Source organism: Bacillus paralicheniformis (assembly GCF_002993925.1).
GTDB lineage: Bacteria > Bacillota > Bacilli > Bacillales > Bacillaceae > Bacillus > Bacillus paralicheniformis.
The window spans coordinates 3921597-3942750 of the sequence record NZ_CP023665.1 but is presented as its reverse complement, the minus strand read 5'-3'; the positions used below and the strand labels follow the sequence as shown (position 1 = coordinate 3942750).

Genomic DNA, 21154 nt, shown 5'->3' with positions numbered 1-21154 from the left:
GTCATTTCTCTATAGTTATACACCAGGCAAAAAGATATTGAAATGATAAGTATTGATTTTTTATTATATTTTAAAGTGCACATTGGGCAGATGACCGCACTGACAACATTATTCCCCAATAAAAGCGACTGTGTTATAGTAAATCGTAAGAAGCATATTGCTATAAGTGATGTGAAATGCACCTTGCAAACTGGTATTTTGTGCCGGACCAGAACCCCGCAACCAATTTACCATATTGTTTTAGGGGCATTTTTATTTTTGTGATATTACTGGTGTTAAGAAAGGCGGTTTTTCTATGAAATCTTCTTATTTCTATCGTCTCTTGCAAGTCGATCATATAAGAAAGCCCGGCGATCTTCCGGATGAACAGCAGCTGGCAGACTCTTTTGTTTTGATCTTTCACTTGAAGGGTGAAGGGAGAATTGATATACAGGCATCAGGCAGTCCGCTCCAAAAAGAAACGCTGTATATTGTTCCGCCTTATGAAACATTCGGAATCACAGCTTCGTCAGCTGAAATCAGCGGGTATCTCATCAGGCTGCAGCCCTACAGCTATGAGGACCGCCGCCTGACACTTGAAGCAGACACCGATCCTGACGTTTTTTCCGACCTTCAGATGATGAATGTCCATTCTGTCGGAAATCTGGCCTCCCGCCTTCAGGAACTTTCCGCCTTATGGCCGGCATCTTCAGCACTCCAGGAGCTGAAATGCCAAGCAGACCTGCAGCAGCTTTTGTACGATATCTATTCGGCTAAACTGACCCATCCCGAAAACACCGCATCAGCCATAGGAAAAACAAAGGAGTATATTGAAGAGCATTCAGATGCACACCTGACGCTTGATCAACTCGCGCAAATGGCCGGAATCAGCGCGAAGCACTACAGCGAAACGTTCAAAAAGCTGTACGGTCGAAGCGTGACAGAGTTTATCACTGAGACGCGGATGACGAAAGCAAAGCAGCTGATGGCAAAAGCAAGCTACAAGCTGAGGGAAATCTCAAGCCAAATCGGGTATCAGGATGAATTTTATTTCAGCAGGACATTTAAGAAGCATACGGGCTTATCCCCGACCGTTTATATGAAAAAAAGGCGCAGGAAACTGGCCGCCTACGGCCAGAATACGATCGGTCAGCTGATACCGCTGCACCTCATTCCTTACGCAGCTTCTCTGCATCCGAAGTGGACATCGTATTACTATAAACATTACGCGGCAGATATTCCGGTTCATCTGAGCGCTTACCGCTTTCACGAGCCGTGGGAAGAAAACCTGCGGACATTGTCATCGGCTGCCCCTGAGCTCATTATCAGCATGGACAGCGTGTCTCACGAGGAACGGAAACAACTCCAGTCGATCGCCGATGTCTTCTTTTTGCCTTCACAGGAACAATGGAGGAGGCATTTTATGCTGACCGCATCCCATTTGGATGAAGAAGCGGAGGCTCAGAAATGGCTGCTGTCTTACCAGCGTCTCACCGAAACCGCAAAAGAAACGCTTTATCCAATCTGCGGACGCCGAAGTTTTTTGTTTTTGCGCCTGCATAAACACGAGATTTATCTGGCGCATAACCGCTCTGTTCAAGATGTATTTTTTGGCGACCTTGGCTTTGAACCTGCTGTATCGCTGGAAGAACCGATTGACCGGTCCGTCTCCATCGAAACGATTGCGGCATATCAGCCGGATATCATCATGATTTTCATTTTTAAAGAGCCCGAGACGCTGGCATTCTACCGGGAGCTGCAGCAGTCGGCTGCATGGCAGGATTTGAAAGCGGTGCGGCATCACCGGGTGTATCAGGTGAATTCAGATCCTTGGCGGGAATATTCCGCATGCAGCCATGAACGAATCATTCGCCAGGCGGTTCGGCTGCTGTCCGGAAAAAATCCATTTTAATTGCCGTATATAATCCATGGTGTTATCGAAGAGGCTTACCTATAATTTTAATTGATAATAGTTATCAATTAAATCAGGGGGTCTCAGTCAGATGAGAAAACTATCAATCTTATTATTTATTCTCCTTCTCGCGTTTGGCGCAGCGGGATGCGGGAACAGCAAAGAAAAGGCGGGCGGCGATGGCAAGAGCTCAGCATCAGCTGAGAAAAGCATCGAGTACCTCGATCATACATACAAGGTGAAGACCCCGGCCGAACAAATCGTCATTACGGGAAGCGTGGAATCGATGGAAGATGCCAAGCTTCTGGATGTTCACCCGGCCGGTGCCATTTCCTTCTCCGGAAAGTTCCCGGACCTGTTCAAGAGCATTACTGACAAAGCAGCTGCCGTCGGCGAAAAAACAGAACCGAACCTGGAGAAAATTCTTGAGCTTAAACCGGATGTCATCCTGGCTTCAACGAAATTTCCGGAAAAAGTGGTGAAAAAACTGGATAACATCGCGACGACGATTCCTGTTTCCCACGTTTCTTCAAACTGGAAAGACAATTTAAAGCTGCTGGCTGAACTGACAGGCAAAGAAGATAAAGCGAAGCAGATTATTTCGGATTATGAAGCAGACCTTAAGGAAGCAAAAACAAAGCTTGAGAAAACGGCCAAAGATACAAAAGCGCTCGTTGTCAGAATTAGACAAGGCAATGTCTTTATCTATCCGGAAGACGTATTCTTTAATTCCACATTATACGGCGAGCTCGGCTTCACAGCTCCCAAAGAAGTCAAGGCGGCAAAAGCCCAGGAGTTGGTTTCTTTAGAAAAACTGAGCGAAATGAATCCGGACTATATGTTTGTTCAATTCTCTGACGATGAGAATGCAGACAAGCCGAATGCGCTGAAAGATCTAGAGAATAATCCAATTTGGAAAAGCATTTCTGCAGTGAAAAATGACCATGTATTTGTCAATGCTGTAGATCCGCTTGCGCAGGGCGGCACGGCATGGAGCAAGGTTGAATTTTTAAAGGCTGCAGCTGAGAAATTGGCGCAGAACAAATAGAAAAGGTTCCTTGAGCTATGCATTCAAAGCAAATGACCCGCATCATTATGATTTCTGCTCCGTTTGCCATACTGCTGTCCGTTTTTCTGTCGGTATGTTACGGTGCAAAACAGCTTGAGCCCGAAGTGATTTTTTCAGCGCTGCTGCATTTTGATCCGGGCAACACAGATCATCAAATCATTTGGCATTCCCGCCTTCCGCGCGCTGCCGGCGCTCTTTTAATCGGAGCGGCGCTGGCGGTGTCCGGTGCGCTTATGCAGGGCATTACCCGAAATTATTTAGCTTCCCCGTCGATTATGGGTGTTTCCGACGGATCAGCATTCGTGATCACGCTGCTGATGGTGTTGATTCCGGGGTCGACTTCCCTGGAGATGATGGGCTATTCGTTTATCGGATCAGCCGTTGGCGCCGGCCTCGTCTTCGGCCTCGCCTCGGTGATTCCAAACGGTTTTATGCCGGTTCAGCTTGCCATCATCGGAACGGTCACAAGCATGCTGCTCAGCAGTCTGTCAGCGGCGATGTCGATTTACTTTCAAATTTCCCAGGACGTCAGCTTCTGGTACAGCGCCAGGCTGCATCAATTGAATCCCGAGCTGCTGAAGTATGCTGTGCCGTTTTTTGTGATCGGCATCATTCTGGCGCTCTCTCTCAGCAAAAAAGTGACAGCTTTATCATTGGGAGATGACATTTCCGAAAGCCTTGGTCAGAAAAAGCAGGCCGTCAAATGGACAGCGATGGCAGCGGTTGTCATTCTGACAGGCTGCTCCGTCGCCATGGCGGGAAAAATTGCTTTTGTCGGACTGATTGTACCGCATATTACGCGTTTTCTCGTCGGGGCGGATTACAGCCGGATGATTCCATGCTCCTGCGTTCTCGGCGGCATTTTTTTGACGCTGGCCGATCTTCTCAGCCGGCTGCTCAACTATCCGTTTGAGACACCGATTGAAGTCGTCACTTCGGTGATCGGCGTTCCTTTCTTCCTTTATTTGATCAAAAGAAAAGGAGGGGAGCAGCGTGCCTAAAAAGGTTGCAGTCATCTATGCTGTTTTTATTGTGCTGATTCTCACAATCTGTTATCTCAGCATAACAGTAGGATCGTTTGTCGCACATCCGGCTGAGCTGTTATCAACATTGCTTCACATCAATCCGAATGAGCAATACGCCATTCTTCTTTTTGAGCTGCGTCTTCCAAGGATTGTGACGGCAGCACTCGTGGGTCTTGGGCTCGGCATTGCCGGTTCCGTTATCCAGGCGATGACAAGGAACGGACTGGCTGACCCGGGAATCCTGGGGATTAATGCCGGCGCGGGTGCAGCAATCGTCGGCTACATGCTGATCTTTCAAGGCCAGACTGAAACGACAAGCCTGCTCGCTGCAATGGGGATGCCATTCTTCGGCTTGATCGGGGGCATTTTGGCGGCGATATTCATTTTTATGTTTGCCTGGCATGGCGGCAACTTGGATTCGGGAAGAATTATTCTCGTTGGGATCGCGATCAATTCGGGTTTCAGCGCTATTTCGCTGTACCTGTCATTGAAGATGAATCCGAATGACCACGAAATGGCCATGGTGTGGAAAAACGGAAGCATCTGGTCGGCGAATTGGACGTATATTCAAGCGGCACTGCCGTGGCTGCTGCTTCTCATCCCATTCCTGCTGACAAAATCCGGCCTGCTCGATACCATTCGCTTTCATGAAGATACGGTGAAGAGTCTCGGCGTATCCGCCAATGTTGAAAAAGTGGTGCTGCTGACGGCTTGTGTCGGCATCATCAGCGCCTGTGTGGCTATCTCTGGAAGCATGGCATTTGTCGGCCTGATTGCTCCGCACATCTCGCGGAGGCTCGTCGGCGTTCTGCACCGCCACTCATTGCTGTTAAGCGGATTGATCGGGATGTTTCTCGTATTGTGCGCCGATTTTGCCGGAAAGCTGCTGTTCCAGCCGTCCGAAGTGCCGGCGGGTATCATCCTCGCCATTTTCGGTGTGCCTTACTTCTTATTTTTACTGTTTAAACAAAAAAAGACGGTTCATTAGACTGTTTTTAGCTCAATCAAAGAGGGGAAGGGAGAATCACATGGCTCAAGAAAAACTTCAGCAGTCTGTCAATGCTGCTGAATGTATTCCGGTGGCGATACCGGGGACAGAACAGCGGTGCATGCGTTCAACGGATGGGAGCCGCACATACCGGATTTTTATTGCGAAACCATTTGGGGAACCGCCGCCCGCAGGATATCCCGTAATTTATCTGCTTGACGCCAATTCCGTGTTTGGAACAATGGTGGAGGCATTGCGGATGCAGTCGCGTCGTCCCGATAAAACCGGCGTCGTGCCGGCCGTTATCGTCGGCATCGGCTATGAAACCGACGCTCCCTTTGACCGGGGGCGATATTACGATTTTACTCTGCCGGATTCGGGCGCCGAGCTGCCCAGGAGACCTGATGGAGCAGACTGGCCGGAGCCGGGCGGGGCGAAAGCTTTTCTGTCCTTCATCGAACAGCAGTTAAAGCCGGAGATCGAACAGGAATTCACGATTGATGTGAAAAGGCAGGCGATTTTCGGTCATTCCCTTGGCGGACTTTTTGTTCTGCAGACCCTGTTTACAAAACCGGCCCTGTTTCAGACATATATCGCCGGAAGTCCGTCCATCCATTGGCATCCGTCCTTTTTTGATGAGGAGCATGACTTTATTTCGAAGCTGCAGGAAGCGGATGGCGATGTAAAGGTATTGCTCGGGGCGGGAGAGCTTGAAAAGACGCATAAAAGCGGAATGAACGACAATGCAAAAAGGCTGGCCGCCCGCTTGGCCGCCTTGGAAAAGCAGGGGATTCGCGCGGAGTACCATGAATTTAAAGGGGAAGGTCATATATCGGTTCTGCCTGTGTTAATCAGCAGAGCGCTCCAGTTTGCCTTCAAGCCTGATTGACAGCGGGGCGCTTCCGGCGCCCCGAGCTTTAAGAAAAGATAAGAATGGATAACAGATAATATACCATGAGCATTGATACGGATAAACAATCGAAAACGATTTGACCGTTTGCATTTATTGGTATATTATATTTTTGAACGATAATGATTATCATTATCAATTAAGAATTTAGCTTTGGCAGTGACTCTTTGAGACTTGGGAGCTGCCGTTTTTAAGAAAGGAAATGATAAGAGTGAAAGGCAAGGTTGCTTTGGTGACTGGGGCTTCGCAAGGAATCGGCAAAGAAGTGGCTCTGTCGCTTGCTGAACGCGGGGTGTTTGTTGCCGCAGCTGATCGAAATCGAAAAGGGCTGCTTGAACTTGAAGCCGAACTTGAACGAAAAGATCTGCAGGGTTCCGGTTTTGCCGCGGATGTGGGCGACAGTGCCGCCGTCGATCAGCTTGTGGCCCATGTTGAACGCGAGATCGGTCCGATAGACATGCTTGTCAATGTAGCCGGCGTGCTCAGAACGGGTCTGATCCATTCATTGAGTGATGAAGATTGGGAGAAGACGTTCAGCGTCAACTCTACCGGGGTTTTTAACGTATCGCGTGCCGTCGCCCGCCGGATGATTCCGCGCAGAACTGGAGCGATCGTGACTGTCGGATCAAATGCGGCGGCAGTGCCGCGTATGCATATGGCCGCCTATGCGGCCTCTAAGGCGGCCGCTTTAATGTTTACGAAATGTCTCGGCCTTGAACTTGCCGAGTACAATATCCGCTGCAATATCGTATCGCCCGGATCAACCGATACGCCGATGCAGCGGTCGCTATGGCAAGGTGAGGAAGCTGCGCAAGGCGTAATTGAAGGATCACTTGAAACATTCAAAACGGGAATCCCGCTCGGAAAATTGGCTTCGCCGGCTGATATTGCAGATGCTGTAGTATTTTTGCTGTCTGACGGGGCTCGTCATATTACGATGCACGATTTGCGCGTCGATGGCGGAGCAACGCTTGGAGCCTGATTCAATCTAAAGGAGGTTTTAATGATGATAGAACGTCATGTCGTGTCAGAAGCGCTTGCCGATCAGCTGTTGAAGGAATATCAGGCCGGAGCTTCATTCTTTTTCTCTTCCCCTGAGCGGACCATTCTGGCGGAAGGTGTTTTGGCTTCTGTTTCTCAAACGGAAGAGCAAAGCCTTGCTCAGCGGGCTGCGGAAGTTCTGAAAAAAGCGAGGGAGAACGGGCAGAAAAATCCGATGGTGGTCGGAGCTGTGCCGTTTGACGATACAAAGCCGGCGCAGTTAACCGTGCCGGTCGAAGCGTGGCAGGCGGGGCCGCTGACATGTGAAGAAGACGGTAAAGAGGATCCTGAACCTGCCCTGTACCCCTATGATATCGAGCAGATTCCAAGCCCGGAAGCGTATATGACCGGGGTCAGACGAGGGTTGGCAGGTATAGCAGCAGGAGAATACAGTAAGATCGTCCTTTCCCGGTCTTTGCAGCTGACCTCGCCGATCAAAGTCGATATCGGTCAATTGCTGCGAAATCTTGCCCGCCGCAATACAAGCGGGTACAACTTTGCCGTTGACTTAACCGGGCAATCGCCGGAAGCGCCTCGTACCACTTTGATAGGCGCAAGTCCTGAGCTGCTTGTATCACGGTCCGGGTTCCGCGTTACGGCAAATCCTTTAGCAGGTTCAAGACCTCGAAGCGATGATCCTGAAGAAGATCGAAGAAGGGCGGCTGAACTGCTTGCTTCTCCTAAAGACCGTCACGAACATGCGGTCGTAGTCGAAGCGGTTGCTTCCGGGCTCAAGCCGTTTTGCCGAAAGCTGGAGGTGCCGGAACCATCGCTGATCAGCACGCCGACGATGTGGCATCTTTCAACTGAATTGAAGGGAGAGCTTACAGATCTTTCTGTATCTTCATTAGAGCTCGCCGCCGCTCTTCATCCGACGCCCGCTGTTTGCGGCACGTCGACGAATGCGGCGAAAGAAGCGATTAAACAGATTGAGCCGTTTGACCGCGGATTTTTTACAGGTATGGTCGGCTGGTGTGACGCGGACGGTGACGGTGAATGGGTCGTAACGATTCGCTGTGCTGAGGCGGAGGAACACGCGCTGCGGCTGTACGCAGGCGCCGGAATTGTCGCCGGATCGAAGCCTGAAGAAGAACTTGCCGAAACGTCTGCAAAGTTTCGGACGATGCTTCTTGCGATGGGAATGAACAGTGAATAACGGAGGGATAAAGGATGTTGAAAGGGTGCCCAACATGGCCGAAGGAGTTTGCGGATAAATATCGGAAGGAGGGATGCTGGCGAGGAGAAACATTTGGGGGAATGCTGAGGGAACGGGCCGAAAAACATGGCAGCCGCATTGCCCTTACATACGGAGATACCCATTTAAGCTATCAAGAGTTAGACAAGAGAGCCGACTCTTTGGCCGGCGGTCTTTTAAAGCTTGGGATCAAAAAAAATGACCGCGTCGTTGTCCAGCTGCCGAATGTCATCGAGTTTTTTGAAGTTTGCTTTGCACTCTTCAGAATCGGAGCTCTGCCTGTCTTTGCGCTTCCATCGCACAGACATAGCGAGATCACGTATTTTTGCGAGTTTTCTGAAGCTGCTGCTTATGTGATTCCCGATCATCACGCAAGGTTTGACTACCGCAAGCTGGCGAGACAGGTAAAGGGAAAGCTGCGGGGGCTTCGTCATGTCATTGTCGCCGGCGAATCGGAGGAGTTTGAAGCGCTGTCGGGCCTTTATGATCAGCCTGCACCTCCGCAGAACGTCCATTCAGAAGATGTCGCTTTTCTTCAGTTGTCAGGGGGAAGCACAGGTCTTTCTAAGCTGATCCCGAGGACGCATGATGATTATATATACAGCTTGAGGGTCAGCGCAGAGATTTGCAGGCTTGATCACAACAGCGTGTATCTTGCCGCTCTTCCAATTGCTCACAATTATCCGCTCAGTTCGCCGGGAGTGCTCGGTACACTCTATGCGGGAGGCCGAGTCGTTCTTGCGTCAGGAGGCAGCCCGGATGAAACCTTTCCTCTGATCGAAAAGGAGAGGGTAACGATCACAGGTCTCGTACCGCCGCTTGCGCTAATCTGGCTTGACGCTGCTCCGGCGCGCCGGGACGACTTGTCAAGTCTCCAGGTCCTTCAAGTCGGCGGAGCGAAATTCAGTGCCGAAGCCGCCAGACGCGTCACATCGGTGTTTGGCTGCAAACTGCAGCAGGTTTATGGCATGGCAGAAGGTCTGGTCAACTATACCAGACTTGATGATCCTGAAGACACGATCGTTCACACACAAGGCAGACCGATGTCTCCGTTTGACGAAATTAAAATTGTGGATAAAGAAGGACGCGAACTTGGACCCGGACAGACCGGGGAGCTTCTGACAAGAGGTCCTTATACGATCCGCGGCTATTACAAAGCTGAGGAACATAATGCCAAAGCGTTCACAGAAGACGGGTTTTACCGTACGGGCGACTTGGTCAAAGTCAATTCATCAGGCTATTTGATTGTTGAAGGACGAGCCAAAGACCAGATCAACAGAGGCGGGGAGAAGGTTGCCGCGGAAGAAGTGGAAAACCACCTGCTCGCACATCCCACCGTACTCGATGCGGCGGTTGTCTCGATGCCGGATCAATTTCTCGGTGAAAGAACGTGTGCGTATGTTATTCCACGCGGCGCTGCACCTGCTCAGGCTGAATTGCAATCGTTTTTGAGAGAAAGGGGCCTTGCAGCCTACAAAATACCCGACCGGGTGGAAATGGTTGAAGCATTCCCGCAGACAGGCGTAGGAAAAGTCAGCAAAAAAGAACTGCGTACAGCGATTGCTGAAAAAATGTCTGCAGCTAAGAATATCACGTGATAAAAAAATGAGAGGATGTGATTTGATGGCCATTCCTGCCATCTTACCGTACCAAATGCCAGAAGCATCAAATATGCCGAAAAACAAGGTGTCATGGACTCCTCATCCGAAGCGTGCTGCACTTCTCATCCATGATATGCAGCAATATTTTCTCAACGCTTACCGTTGCGGCGAGTCTCCGGTAACAGATCTGCTGGCTAATATTAAGAAGCTTCGGAAGCGATGTGCCGAGCTTGGCATTCCGGTTATTTTCACGGCTCAGCCAGGCGCTCAGACACCGGAAGAACGGGGGCTTCTCCAAGATTTTTGGGGACCCGGAATCGGTCCTGATCCCGATGAGCAGAAGATCGTAGATGAGCTGAAACCGAATAAAGGCGACATCGTTCTGACCAAGTGGAGGTACAATGCGTTCAGAAAAACCAACCTTTTAGGTGTGCTGGAGGAGCAAGGTCGGGATCAGCTCATCATCACCGGCATCTATGCCCATATCGGCTGCTTGATGACGGCATGTGATGCGTTTATGCAAGATATTGAAACGTTTTTTGTCGCCGATGCGGTGGCGGATTTCTCATTAAAGCATCATGAAATGGCCATCACATACGCAGCTGACCGCTGCAGCGTCACAATCACTGCGGAACAGCTTTTGAGCCAGCTGAAAGATGACGCAAGCCATGAACACGCAAAAGAAAGCTCTCATGCACTGACAAAACAGATTATTCGCGAACAGGTCGCATCGCTTCTTCTTGAATCACCTGAAAAGATAAGCGACAGCGAAAATTTGATTTACAGGGGACTTGATTCCGTGAGAATCATGAGTCTCGCGGAGCGCTGGCGCCGAGCGGGGCGGGAGGTGTCATTTGTGGAGCTTGCGGAGGACCCTTCGATTGAAAACTGGTGGAGACTGTTGTCCTCCTCTAAAGAAGCACCCTTGCCAAATGCAGACTATCAATGAAGGAGGTCGCCTTAATGCTTGAATGTCAACATAACCGAAAGCCATTATCAGGAGCGCAAGCCGGCATTTGGTTTGCTCAGCAGCTTGATCCGGAAAATCCGATCTACAATACAGCTGAATACGTTGAAATTAAAGGCCCGCTTGATCAAGAGCTTTTCGAGAAAGCGCTGCGCCATGTCATGAAAGAAGCTGAATCATTCCATGCCAGATTTGGAGAAGATCAAGACGGACCGTGGCAAGTGATCGTTCCGTCGGCAGATTTTCCAATTCATTATGTTGATGTCAGCTCAGAAACCGATCCGGAACAGGCGGCGAAAAGCTGGATGAAGGATGACCTTGCCCGTCCGGTTGATCTGACTCGCGGTCCGCTTTTTACAGAAGCGCTTTTCAAAACGGCGCCGGATCATTACTTCTGGTATCAGCGAACTCACCATATCGCAACGGACGGGTTCAGCTTTACATTGATCGCCGAGCGGCTGTCAAAAATATATACCGCATTGATGCAGAACAAATCGATCGATCAGAGCGGAGCCTTTGGCTCCCTCGATTTGATTCTCGGGGAGGAAACGGCTTACCACGCATCAGAGAAGTATCAGGAAGATCGGCAATTTTGGCTTGAGCGATTCAGCGATGAACCGGAGGTAGTCAGTCTTGCCGAAAGGGCGCCGCGCACCTCTTCAAGCTTTCTTCGCAGGTCTGACTATCTGCCGAGTGAACATGCTGAGCGTCTTCTGTCTGCCGCAAGCAGAATGGGGGCAACTTGGCACGAAACCGTGATGGCAGCAGCTGCAATATATGTTCATCGGCTGACGGGGGCAAATGACGTCGTTCTCGGGATGCCGATGATGTGCCGCCTTGGGTCAGCCGCTCTCCATATTCCGGGTATGGTCATGAATCTCCTTCCGCTTCGAATTGGCATGCAGCCGGACATGAGCGTAGGAGAGCTGGTCAAGCAAATCTCAGCAGAGATGATGAAGCTGAGGCGTCATCAGCATTACCGCCACGAAGAACTGCGCCGGGAACTCAAGCTGCTTGGCGAAAATCAGCGGCTGTTCGGTCCGCAGCTTAATTTGATGCCTTTTGAGCAACGCTTGAATTTTGCCGGCTGTCAAGGCATCGTGCATAATCTTGCCACAGGACCTGTGGACGATCTGTCAATCAACATTTACGGCCGCCCGGACGGAGGCGGGTTGAAAATAAACATGGATGCAAACCCCGCTGTTTATCATGCGGATGAACTTGAACATCATATTCATCGTTTTCTTACTCTTCTGAAAACGATTGCCGATTGCGAGCAAACTCAGCCGGTGGGGACGTTGGATATTCTTCTCCCGGAAGAACGCGCTCAAATTTTGATCGAATGGAATCAAACAGACCGCGGTCTTCCAAATGAGAGTCTTACGCAACGATTTGAAATGATGGCGAAGGAGTACCCTGAATCTCCGGCAGTCGTTTCCAATGATGAGGTTCTCACCTATTCCGAATTAAATAAAAGGGCAAATCAACTGGCTCATCTGCTGATCAATAAGGGGGCGAAACCCGAGACATTCGTTGCTTTGGCCCTGCCGCGCTCAGCGGAAATGATTGTCAGCATGCTCGCCGTTCTCAAGGCTGGAGCGGCTTATTTACCTATAGATCCCGATTATCCGGCTGACAGGATCGAGTATATGCTCAATGATGCACAGCCGCTGTTTGTCATCACCAGCAAAAAAGCACAAGACATGATCAGTTCGCAAACGCCGAAGTTCATCCTTGATGAACAAACTGTTATGGAAAAAATCTCCGGATGTTCTGAAGGAAATCCCGGCAGACAGCATTCCGGCGCTCAGCCGGCATATATGATTTATACATCCGGATCAACCGGCAGACCTAAAGGCGTAGTTGTACAAGCTGAAAGCTTATTCAATTTTTTGCTTTCAATGCAGGATATGTTCCCGCTTAATCAAGACGACCGGCTGCTGGCCGTTACAACGATTGCATTCGACATCTCAGCACTCGAAATTTATTTGCCACTGATCAGCGGGTCGGCAGTCGTTCTTGCCGAGAAGGAGACGGTACAAGACCCCTCCGCATTGGCTAAAATGATTGAAACATACGGAATCACAATGATGCAGGCCACACCGACCCTTTGGTATGCATTGGCCTCGAGCGCTCCGGAGAAGCTTAAAGGTCTTCGTGCGCTTGTCGGAGGGGAAGCTCTGCAAGCCAGCTTGGCCCGGCAATTGCAGCAGCTTGGATGCACATTAACGAACCTTTATGGACCGACGGAAACAACGATTTGGTCTACAGCCGCCGCGCTGGGAGGCAACTGCACGAAATCTCCGGGGATCGGCCGTGCGATTTGGAATACGCAGCTGTATGTTCTAGACGCCGGATTGCAGCCCGTGCCTCCGGGAGCGGCTGGAGAACTTTATGTGGCAGGAACAGGAGTGGCGCGCGGCTACTTGAACCGTCATGCTCTCACGGCTGAACGCTTTATTGCGAATCCATACGGGCCGCCTGGATCGAGGATGTACCGGACGGGCGACCTCGTGCGCTGGCGCCAAGACGGGTCGCTTGATTATATCGGCCGTGCGGACCATCAAGTCAAAATTCGCGGATTCCGCATTGAAATGGGAGAAATAGAAGCGGTGCTTGCAAATCATCCGGTTGTTAAACAAGCTGCTGCTATTGTTCGTGAAGACCAGCCCGGTGATCCGCGTATATTTGCGTATGTCGTTCCCGCTTCGGGAGAAAGCCTTCATCCTGTCGAGCTTCGCGGCTACGTTGGTGAAACACTGCCCGACTATATGATTCCGTCTGCATTTGTCATTCTTGATGAACTGCCGCTTACGCCGAACGGAAAGCTTGACCGCAAATCCCTGCCGGCTCCGGCATTGAGTATGCATACAGGCGGACGTGAGCCAAGGACACCTCAAGAGGAAATATTGTGTGATTTATTCGCTGAAGTGCTGGGGGTGCCGCGAGTCAGTATTGATGACAGCTTTTTTGATCTCGGCGGACATTCGCTTCTGGCAGGCAGGCTTATCGGCCGGATTCGGGAAACGCTTGGCGTCGAACTCGGAATCGGCCGTTTATTCGATGAGCCCACAGCCGCCGGGCTTGCCAAACAGCTTGATCAGGCGCAGAGCGCCCGTCCGGCATTGCGTAAAAGAGAGCGCCGGGAAGAAATTCCGCTGTCCTTCGCGCAGCGGCGCCTATGGTTTTTGCACTGTTTGGAAGGACCGAGCCCGACCTATAATATTCCGGTTGTCGTTCATTTAACCGGACGTTTGGACCAAGAGGCGCTGACAACCGCTCTGAGCGATGTGGCAGCAAGACATGAGCCGCTTCGAACAATTTTTCCGTATCAGCAGGGGACAACACACCAGCTGATATTGGAAGCGGATCAAGCGCGTCCCGAACTCGCTGTATCCCATGTCAGCGAACATGATTTGGAAAAAGTCCTGGCTGAGGCTGTTCGGCACCGTTTTCATTTAGAAAAGGAACCTCCGTTTCGCGCCCAGCTATTCGTACTCGGACCGGACAAATTTGTTCTTCTTCTGCTTTTGCACCATATGATTGGCGACGGCTGGTCTTTAACGCCGCTGACCCGCGATTTGGAAACCGCCTACAATGCGCGTCTGAATGGTGAGGCACCTGCTTGGGAGCCGCTTTCTATACAATATGCCGACTATGCCGTATGGCAGGAACATCTGCTTGGACATGAGAGCAATCCGGACAGTCTGATTGCCAAGCAGCTCGGGTATTGGTCAAAGGCATTGGAACATCTGCCTGATCAGCTGGAGCTTCCGACTGATCACCCGCGTCCGTCGGAATCAAGCTACAGAGGCGGTACGATTGATCTCAGCATTGACGAACAGCTACACGGCCGTTTGCTCGGTTTGTCCCGCAGCACCGGAGTCAGCATGTTCATGATTTTGCAGTCGGCCCTTGCCTCACTGCTGACACGGCTCGGAGCAGGCCACGACATTCCGCTCGGGAGCCCGATAGCGGGAAGAAACGATGATGCTTTAGGCGGAATTGTCGGATTGTTCGTTAATACGCTTGTGCTCCGAACAGATACATCGGGTAATCCAAGTTTTCGGGAACTTCTGAACAGAGTTAGAAAAGTAAATCTTGCAGCATATGAGCATCAGGACCTTCCGTTCGAGCGCCTTGTTGAAGTGCTCAATCCTGTCAGGTCAAGAGCGAGACATCCGCTGTTCCAAATCATGCTCGCCTATCAAAATACGCCTGAACCTGAGCTTGAACTTTCCGGCCTTAAATCAGACATTGACATTCGCAGTGTCGGCGCAGCCAAGTTTGATTTGACGATTGAGCTTCGGGAACATCGAAAAGCGGATGGAACACCCGCAGGTATCGGCGGATTTGTGGAATACAGCACAGATTTATTTGAGCGAAATACGGTTCAAACATTGGCCGAACGGCTTGTCAGACTGCTGGATTCAGCAGTATCCGACCCTGATCAGCCGATCGGAAGACTTGATATTCTCCTTCCGGCCGAACGTGAAAACATGCTGGCTGACTGGAGCAAATCGTCCAACAACATACCTTGTTCATCTTTGCCTGTTTTATTTGAAAAGCAGGCTGCGAAGGACCCGGAAGCCGTTGCGGTTATATATGAAAATGACTCGCTCACATACGGCGAGCTCAATAGACGCGCTAACCGGCTTGCCCATCTCCTGATCGCCAAAGGGGTCGGTCCTGAACAATTTGCTGCCCTGGCGCTGCCAAGATCTTTGGATATGGTTGTCGGACTGCTTGCAGTGCTGAAAGCTGGCGCGGCATATGTGCCTCTGGATCCGGACTACCCGGCAGAAAGGATAGCGTTTATGTTGAATGATGCACATCCTGCCTGCATCGTTACGAGTTCAGCGGTCGAATCATGCCTTTCTGTTCCCGCATCTGTTGCACGGATTGTCCTTGATGACCCTTGCATACAAGAGGAACTGAACGGATGCGCTTCTGCGAATCCGGTTGATGCCGACCGTACGAAGCCTTTGCTGCCTCTTCACCCGGCGTATGTCATTTACACATCCGGTTCGACCGGCAAGCCGAAAGGAGTGATCGTTCCACATCAAAATGTCGTGCGGCTGTTCGGAGCGACTGACCAATGGTTTCATTTTGGCTCTGACGATGTTTGGACGATGTTTCATTCTTACGCATTTGACTTTTCGGTATGGGAAATTTGGGGAGCGCTGCTCAATGGGGGACGGCTTGTCGTGGTGCCTCATACAATCAGCCGCTCGCCGGCCGACTTTCTCAATCTTCTCGTACGCGAGGGAGTGACTGTGCTCAATCAGACCCCTTCCGCATTTTATCAATTGATGCAGGCTGACCGGGACAATGCTGAGACAGGAAAGTGCCTTTCCTTGCGCTTTATCATTTTTGGAGGGGAAGCGCTCGAACTGAAGAGGCTTGAAGATTGGTATGAACGCCATCCGGAGCATTTCCCGCGGCTGATTAATATGTACGGAATTACAGAAACGACGGTACATGTCAGCTATATTTCCCTCGATCAGCAGACTGCAGCACTTCAAGCGAACAGCCTGATCGGTCAAGGGATTCCCGATTTAGGTGTATATGTGCTTGATGAATACCTTGAACCGGTACCCCCGGGCGTCACCGGAGAGATGTATGTGTCGGGGGGCGGCCTCGCACGGGGTTACTTGGGCAGACCCGATTTGACGGCAGACCGTTTTGTCGCTGATCCGTTTGGTCCGCCCGGAACCCGGATGTACCGAACCGGCGATCTTGCCCGCAGGCGCCAAGACGGCTCTCTTGATTATATGGGCAGGGCCGATCAGCAGATCAAGATCCGCGGCTTTAGAATCGAACTCGGCGAGATAGAAGCGGTGCTTGTCCGCCATCACAAGGTGAATCAAGCTGCTGTAGTTGTAAGGGAAGACCAGCCCGGGGACAAGCGCCTGATCGCCTATGTTGTCCCGACGTCTGAAGAAGAAACTGATCCGGCTGAGCTGCGCCGGTTTGCCGCAGGCACTCTGCCGGAGTACATGGTGCCTTCTGCATTTGTAAAAATTGCAGACCTGCCATTGACTCCAAATGGCAAACTTGATCGAAAAGCGCTGCCTGAGCCTGATTTTGCCGCGGCTGTTAAAGGACGGGGGCCAAGAACACCGCAGGAAGAAATCTTATGTGATCTTTTTTCAGAAATCCTCAATGTGCCGCGGATTGGTATTGATGACGGATTCTTCGAACTTGGCGGTCATTCTCTGCTCGCCGTACAGCTGATGAGCCGCATTCGTGAAGCGCTCGGCGTCGAGCTCGGCATCGGCGACCTGCTTGAAGCACCTACTGTCAGCGGACTCGATGAACGGCTTGAATCCGGCGGCGGGCAAAGTGCGCTGGATGTACTGCTTCCGCTGAGAACCGGAGGCAGTCAGGATCCCCTGTTTTGTGTGCACCCGGCCGGGGGCCTCAGCTGGTGTTATGCCGGTTTAATGACGGCACTCGGGAAGGAATATCCGATATACGGCCTTCAAGCTCGCGGGATCGCAAGGCAGGAAGAGCTTCCTGATACGCTCGACGACATGGCCGCGGATTATATCAGGCACATTCGTACGATTCAGCCAACAGGGCCTTATCGTCTTCTCGGCTGGTCTCTCGGAGGCAATGTTGTACATGCGATCGCAACTCAGCTGCAGGAACAAGGGGAAGACATTTCGCTTCTTGTCATGCTTGATGCATACCCGAATCACTTCCTTCCAATTAAAGATGCACCTGATGAGCAGGAAGCATTGATTGCACTCTTGGCATTGGGAGGATACGATCCGGACAGCCTTAACGGGGAACCGCTGAAACTTTCCAGTGCGATCGATATACTGCGCCGAGACGGCAGTGCGCTTGCCAGCCTGGATGAGGCTGCGATCTTGAATTTAAAGGAGACTTATGTGAATTCCGTCCGGATTTTAAGCGAATATAAGCCCCGCGTCTTTCATGGTGATATCCTGTTCTTCAAATCTACCGTGATACCGGAATGGTTTGATCCGATCGATCCGGAGTCATGGCTTCCTTATCTGAACGGAAACATTGATATTCATGATATGGATTGCCGGCATAAAGATTTGTGCCAGCCGGAGCCGCTGGCCGAAATCGGACGTCATGTTGCGGAAAAACTGGACGGCTTGAAAAAGATACGGACAAGTAGGGAGAGATAACGATGACAAATCCTTTTGAAAATGAACAGGGCACATATGTTGTTTTAATGAATGAGGAAGGCCAGTATTCACTCTGGCCCGCCTTTGTTCATATTCCGGCAGGGTGGGAGATTGTCTGCGGGGAAACGAGCCGCAGCGCCTGCATTGACTATATCAGCTCGAATTGGACCGATCTCTCGCCGAACAGCTTGAAGCCGGCTGCAGAAATTCACGGCGGTCAGCAATGAAGAGAAGGCCGTTCAATCAAAGGACGGTTGTCAGCATTGTATATGTAACGGCCATGTTTATGGCTGCAATGGATGCGAGTGTCATTAACATGGCATTGCCCGCCATCATGAACGAATTTCAAACTTTGCCGTCTGCTGCAGGCACAATTAACATCGGATACTTAGTCAGCTTGGCGGTCTTTCTTCCCGCAGCCGGCTGGTTTGGAGACCGCTTTGGGACAAAGCGTGTTTTCCTTGCCGCGCTTTCCATATTTACGGCTGCATCCGCATTATGCGGAATTGCTGACAATCTGGCGGCATTAAACGTATTTCGCGTGATCCAGGGAGCCGGCGGCGGATTGATCACACCAGTGGGAATGGCAATCTTGTTCAGGACGTTTCCTCCGCACGAACGGGCTAAAATTTCGAGAGTTCTCGTCCTTCCGATTGCGGTCGCGCCTGCGGTTGGGCCGATCATCAGCGGGTTTCTGACGGATCAGCTGTCATGGCGCTGGATTTTTTACATTAATATTCCGATCGGTATGATCATTCTGCTGTTTGGCCTGTTATATCTTCATGAACATATGGAGCCGAAAGCGGGGAGATTTGATTGGCTAGGATTTCTTTTGGCTGGGCCGGGAATGGCGTTGGCAGTTTTTGCACTCAGCCAGGGGCCTGTGCAGGGCTTCGGCTCTCCGAATGTGCTTGTTTCAGGAACCGGGGGAGTGATTCTCCTCGCCATTCTCGTTTTTGTCGAGCTGAGGGCTGAGCATCCGCTGATTGAACTGCGCTTATTGAAGGACCGGGTTTTTGGAATGATGAGCGTCATTTCGCTTTTGACAGCAGGCGGACTCCTTGGCATGCTCTATATATTTCCGCTGTTGTGCCAGGAAGCACTCGGCTATTCTGCGACTGATACCGCTTTGATCACGTTTCCCGAAGCATTAGGCTTGATGCTGGCCTCCCAGCTGATGCCGAGGTCGTTAGATAAGCTCGGGCCGAGGCGGGTCATTTCCGTTGCGCTTTTAGGCGCCGCTGTATTGTTTGGGCTGCTGAGCCTGACCGGATACGGGTCAAATCTGTGGCTTCTCAGGCTGCTGCTGTTTTCGGCGGGCTTTTTCCTGGGGCATGCGGTTGGCGCGGCGCAGGTTGTTTGTTTTGCCAACATTTCATCCTCATCAATGGGCCGGGCAACGACGCTGTTTAATGTGCAAAACCGGCTCGGATCTGCTTTTGGAGTTACCGTCATGTCGTGCGTCCTTGCCGTGCTCAGTCAGCCTGGCGCAGGGATAGAGCCCGATTTATCAGCTTACCGGACCGCTTTGCTCGGTGCAGCCGGCTTCCTCATGGCAGCATTTTTCATCGCACTCAAGCTCAAGGACGCTGACACTGAACGTCAAATGGACAAGCATGCTTCAGTTTCCAAAGGTGCGGCGGCTTCCGGTAAGTAAAACAAAAATCCTCCCGTTTCCGGGAGGATTTTTTTACCGCATGAATGACGCGCTATAAAATCGGCGAAAGCAGGATCGAAATGGCTTCTTTGAAGCGGATCGATTTGCTTCTGTTTAAATATTCCTCATAGGTCAGCTCCCTTGAGACTTGCAGATCTTTTTCAAATGATAGGACAAGGCTTCTCGAAATTTCCTCATCGTATAAAAAAGCATTCACTTCAAAATTGAGCTTGAAGCTGCGCATATCAATATTTGCCGTGCCGACCGATGAAATTTCTTCATCTACAACAATTGTTTTCGCATGGATAAATCCGTTGTCGTAAATAAATACGGAAGCGCCGGCTTTTAAAAGTTCGCCGATGTAAGAATAGGTAGCCCAGTACACAAAAGGATGGTCGGGTTTGTTAGGAATCATGATTCTCACGTCAACGCCGGACAGACAAGCAATTCTGAGGGCATCGAGCAGGCTTGCGTCCGGAATAAAATAAGGCGTCTGTATAAGAATCGACCGCTTTGCCGTTGATATCATTTTAATATAGCCGTTTTTAATCTGCTCCCATTCTGAATCGGGGCCGCTGGTGACGATTTGCATGCCGATGTTTCCGTTGGAATCGATGTCAGGAAAGTGGTTTGGCATATATGTAATATCGTGATGGTGCGAGGCCTGATTCCAATCCAGGATAAAACGCGTTTGAATCGAATGGACTGCCGTTCCTTTGATTCTGAGATGCGTGTCCCGCCAATAGCCAAAAGCCGGATTTAGACCGAGGTATTCGTCCCCGACATTAAATCCTCCGACATAGCCGATGACGCCGTCGATGATGACGAGCTTGCGGTGGTTGCGGTAATTCATGCGCAAATTGATAAATTTAAAACGCGACGGGAAAAAAACTTCGACAAATCCTCCCGCCTTTTTCAGCTCTTTGAAAAAGCTTTTCCTGAGGCTTCTTGATCCCAATTCATCATACAAAACGCGGACTTCAACGCCTTCTTTTGCTTTTTTGATCAGCGCGTCCCGCAGCTTTTTTCCGATCTCATCGCCTTTATAAATATAATATTGAAGATGTATATGGTCTTTGGCGTTTTCAATGTCGCGAAGCAGTCTGTCGAATTTCTGGCGTCCGTCCGTTAACAGCTCGACCGCATTGTCTTCCGTGAAAACGGCGTGGTTATTCAGAATGTGCATATAAATCAAGTCTTTGCTGTCCGCCGTCGCTTTATTGCGAAATTCAAACTCGCGGTTTTTCAGCTTGGTCAGCTGCTGTTCCAATATTTTTTCCATCCCGATCCTCTTTCGGTCTTCCCATTGAAAAAGGTGATTCCTGCTCAAATTGTGGCCGAAGAGCAAATAGAGGATAAAGCCAAGAACGGGAATAAAGAAGAGTACCAAGAGCCAGGCCCAGGAGGAGCTTGCATCCCGGCGTTCCCTAAAGATCACAACGATTGCCAATAGCGTGTTTAAAACTAATATAAAGCCGAGAAATATCGATGTGATGCTTATATTTTTAATAATATCCATATTGAACCTCACAAGACGGATTTGTTTTTATACATTCCATTTATAACAGTTACTCCCCTTTCAAGCAACTATCTCATGTTATACGGGGCGGGGGACGGAAAGTTCCTAATAAAAAGGGGAAAGGCAAA

General features: G+C 50.5%; 13 protein-coding genes. 12 read left to right on the top strand and 1 reads right to left on the bottom strand.

What is annotated here, in order from left to right; all coding sequences use genetic code 11:
• Window positions 1-295: 295 nt before the first annotated feature.
• The 12 genes from btr (at window position 296) to CP943_RS20095 (ending at window position 19507) form a co-directional block, all read left to right on the top strand.
• Window positions 296-1891: a bacillibactin transport transcriptional regulator Btr gene (gene btr / locus CP943_RS20150; protein ID WP_026580230.1), complete on the top strand. Its 1596-nt coding sequence runs from the start codon at window positions 296-298 to the stop codon at window positions 1889-1891.
• A gap of 91 nt (window positions 1892-1982) precedes the next feature.
• Window positions 1983-2939: an iron-hydroxamate ABC transporter substrate-binding protein gene (locus CP943_RS20145; RefSeq protein ID WP_026580229.1), complete on the top strand. Its 957-nt coding sequence runs from the start codon at window positions 1983-1985 to the stop codon at window positions 2937-2939.
• Between the two features lie 17 nt (window positions 2940-2956).
• Window positions 2957-3961, top strand: a complete 1005-nt coding sequence (locus CP943_RS20140; RefSeq protein ID WP_101561370.1) for a FecCD family ABC transporter permease — start codon at window positions 2957-2959, stop codon at window positions 3959-3961.
• Complete coding sequence (locus tag CP943_RS20135) at window positions 3954-4973, top strand: FecCD family ABC transporter permease (RefSeq protein ID WP_075212898.1); 1020 nt, start codon at window positions 3954-3956, stop codon at window positions 4971-4973. The genes CP943_RS20140 and CP943_RS20135 overlap by 8 nt, the downstream gene beginning before the upstream one ends.
• A 40-nt stretch (window positions 4974-5013) precedes the next feature.
• Complete coding sequence (locus CP943_RS20130; protein ID WP_075212899.1) at window positions 5014-5862, top strand: alpha/beta hydrolase; 849 nt, start codon at window positions 5014-5016, stop codon at window positions 5860-5862.
• A gap of 223 nt (window positions 5863-6085) precedes the next feature.
• On the top strand, window positions 6086-6865 hold the full coding sequence (locus CP943_RS20125) for a 2,3-dihydro-2,3-dihydroxybenzoate dehydrogenase (RefSeq protein WP_035400343.1): 780 nt from the start codon (window positions 6086-6088) through the stop codon (window positions 6863-6865).
• Window positions 6866-6889: 24 nt separating this feature from the next.
• On the top strand, window positions 6890-8080 hold the full coding sequence (gene dhbC / locus CP943_RS20120; RefSeq protein ID WP_234026585.1) for an isochorismate synthase DhbC: 1191 nt from the start codon (window positions 6890-6892) through the stop codon (window positions 8078-8080).
• A 14-nt stretch (window positions 8081-8094) separates the two neighbouring features.
• Window positions 8095-9717, top strand: a complete 1623-nt coding sequence (locus CP943_RS20115; RefSeq protein WP_096748366.1) for a (2,3-dihydroxybenzoyl)adenylate synthase — start codon at window positions 8095-8097, stop codon at window positions 9715-9717.
• A 25-nt stretch (window positions 9718-9742) separates the two neighbouring features.
• Window positions 9743-10669: an isochorismatase family protein gene (locus CP943_RS20110; protein WP_023857106.1), complete on the top strand. Its 927-nt coding sequence runs from the start codon at window positions 9743-9745 to the stop codon at window positions 10667-10669.
• 14 nt (window positions 10670-10683) lie between these two features.
• Entirely contained in the window at window positions 10684-17850 is a 7167-nt protein-coding gene (locus CP943_RS20105) for an amino acid adenylation domain-containing protein (RefSeq protein WP_105981268.1), read from the top strand.
• Window positions 17851-17852: 2 nt separating this feature from the next.
• Complete coding sequence (locus CP943_RS20100) at window positions 17853-18077, top strand: MbtH family protein (RefSeq protein ID WP_095323618.1); 225 nt, start codon at window positions 17853-17855, stop codon at window positions 18075-18077.
• Window positions 18074-19507 (top strand): MDR family MFS transporter, encoded by a 1434-nt coding sequence (locus CP943_RS20095; protein ID WP_105981267.1) that lies wholly within the window; start codon window positions 18074-18076, stop codon window positions 19505-19507. The genes CP943_RS20100 and CP943_RS20095 overlap by 4 nt, the downstream gene beginning before the upstream one ends.
• A 52-nt stretch (window positions 19508-19559) precedes the next feature.
• Here CP943_RS20095 and cls read toward each other — a convergent pair whose 3' ends face one another.
• Window positions 19560-21008: a cardiolipin synthase gene (gene cls, locus CP943_RS20090; RefSeq protein WP_025810656.1), complete on the bottom strand. Its 1449-nt coding sequence runs from the start codon at window positions 21006-21008 to the stop codon at window positions 19560-19562.
• Window positions 21009-21154 lie beyond the last annotated feature (146 nt).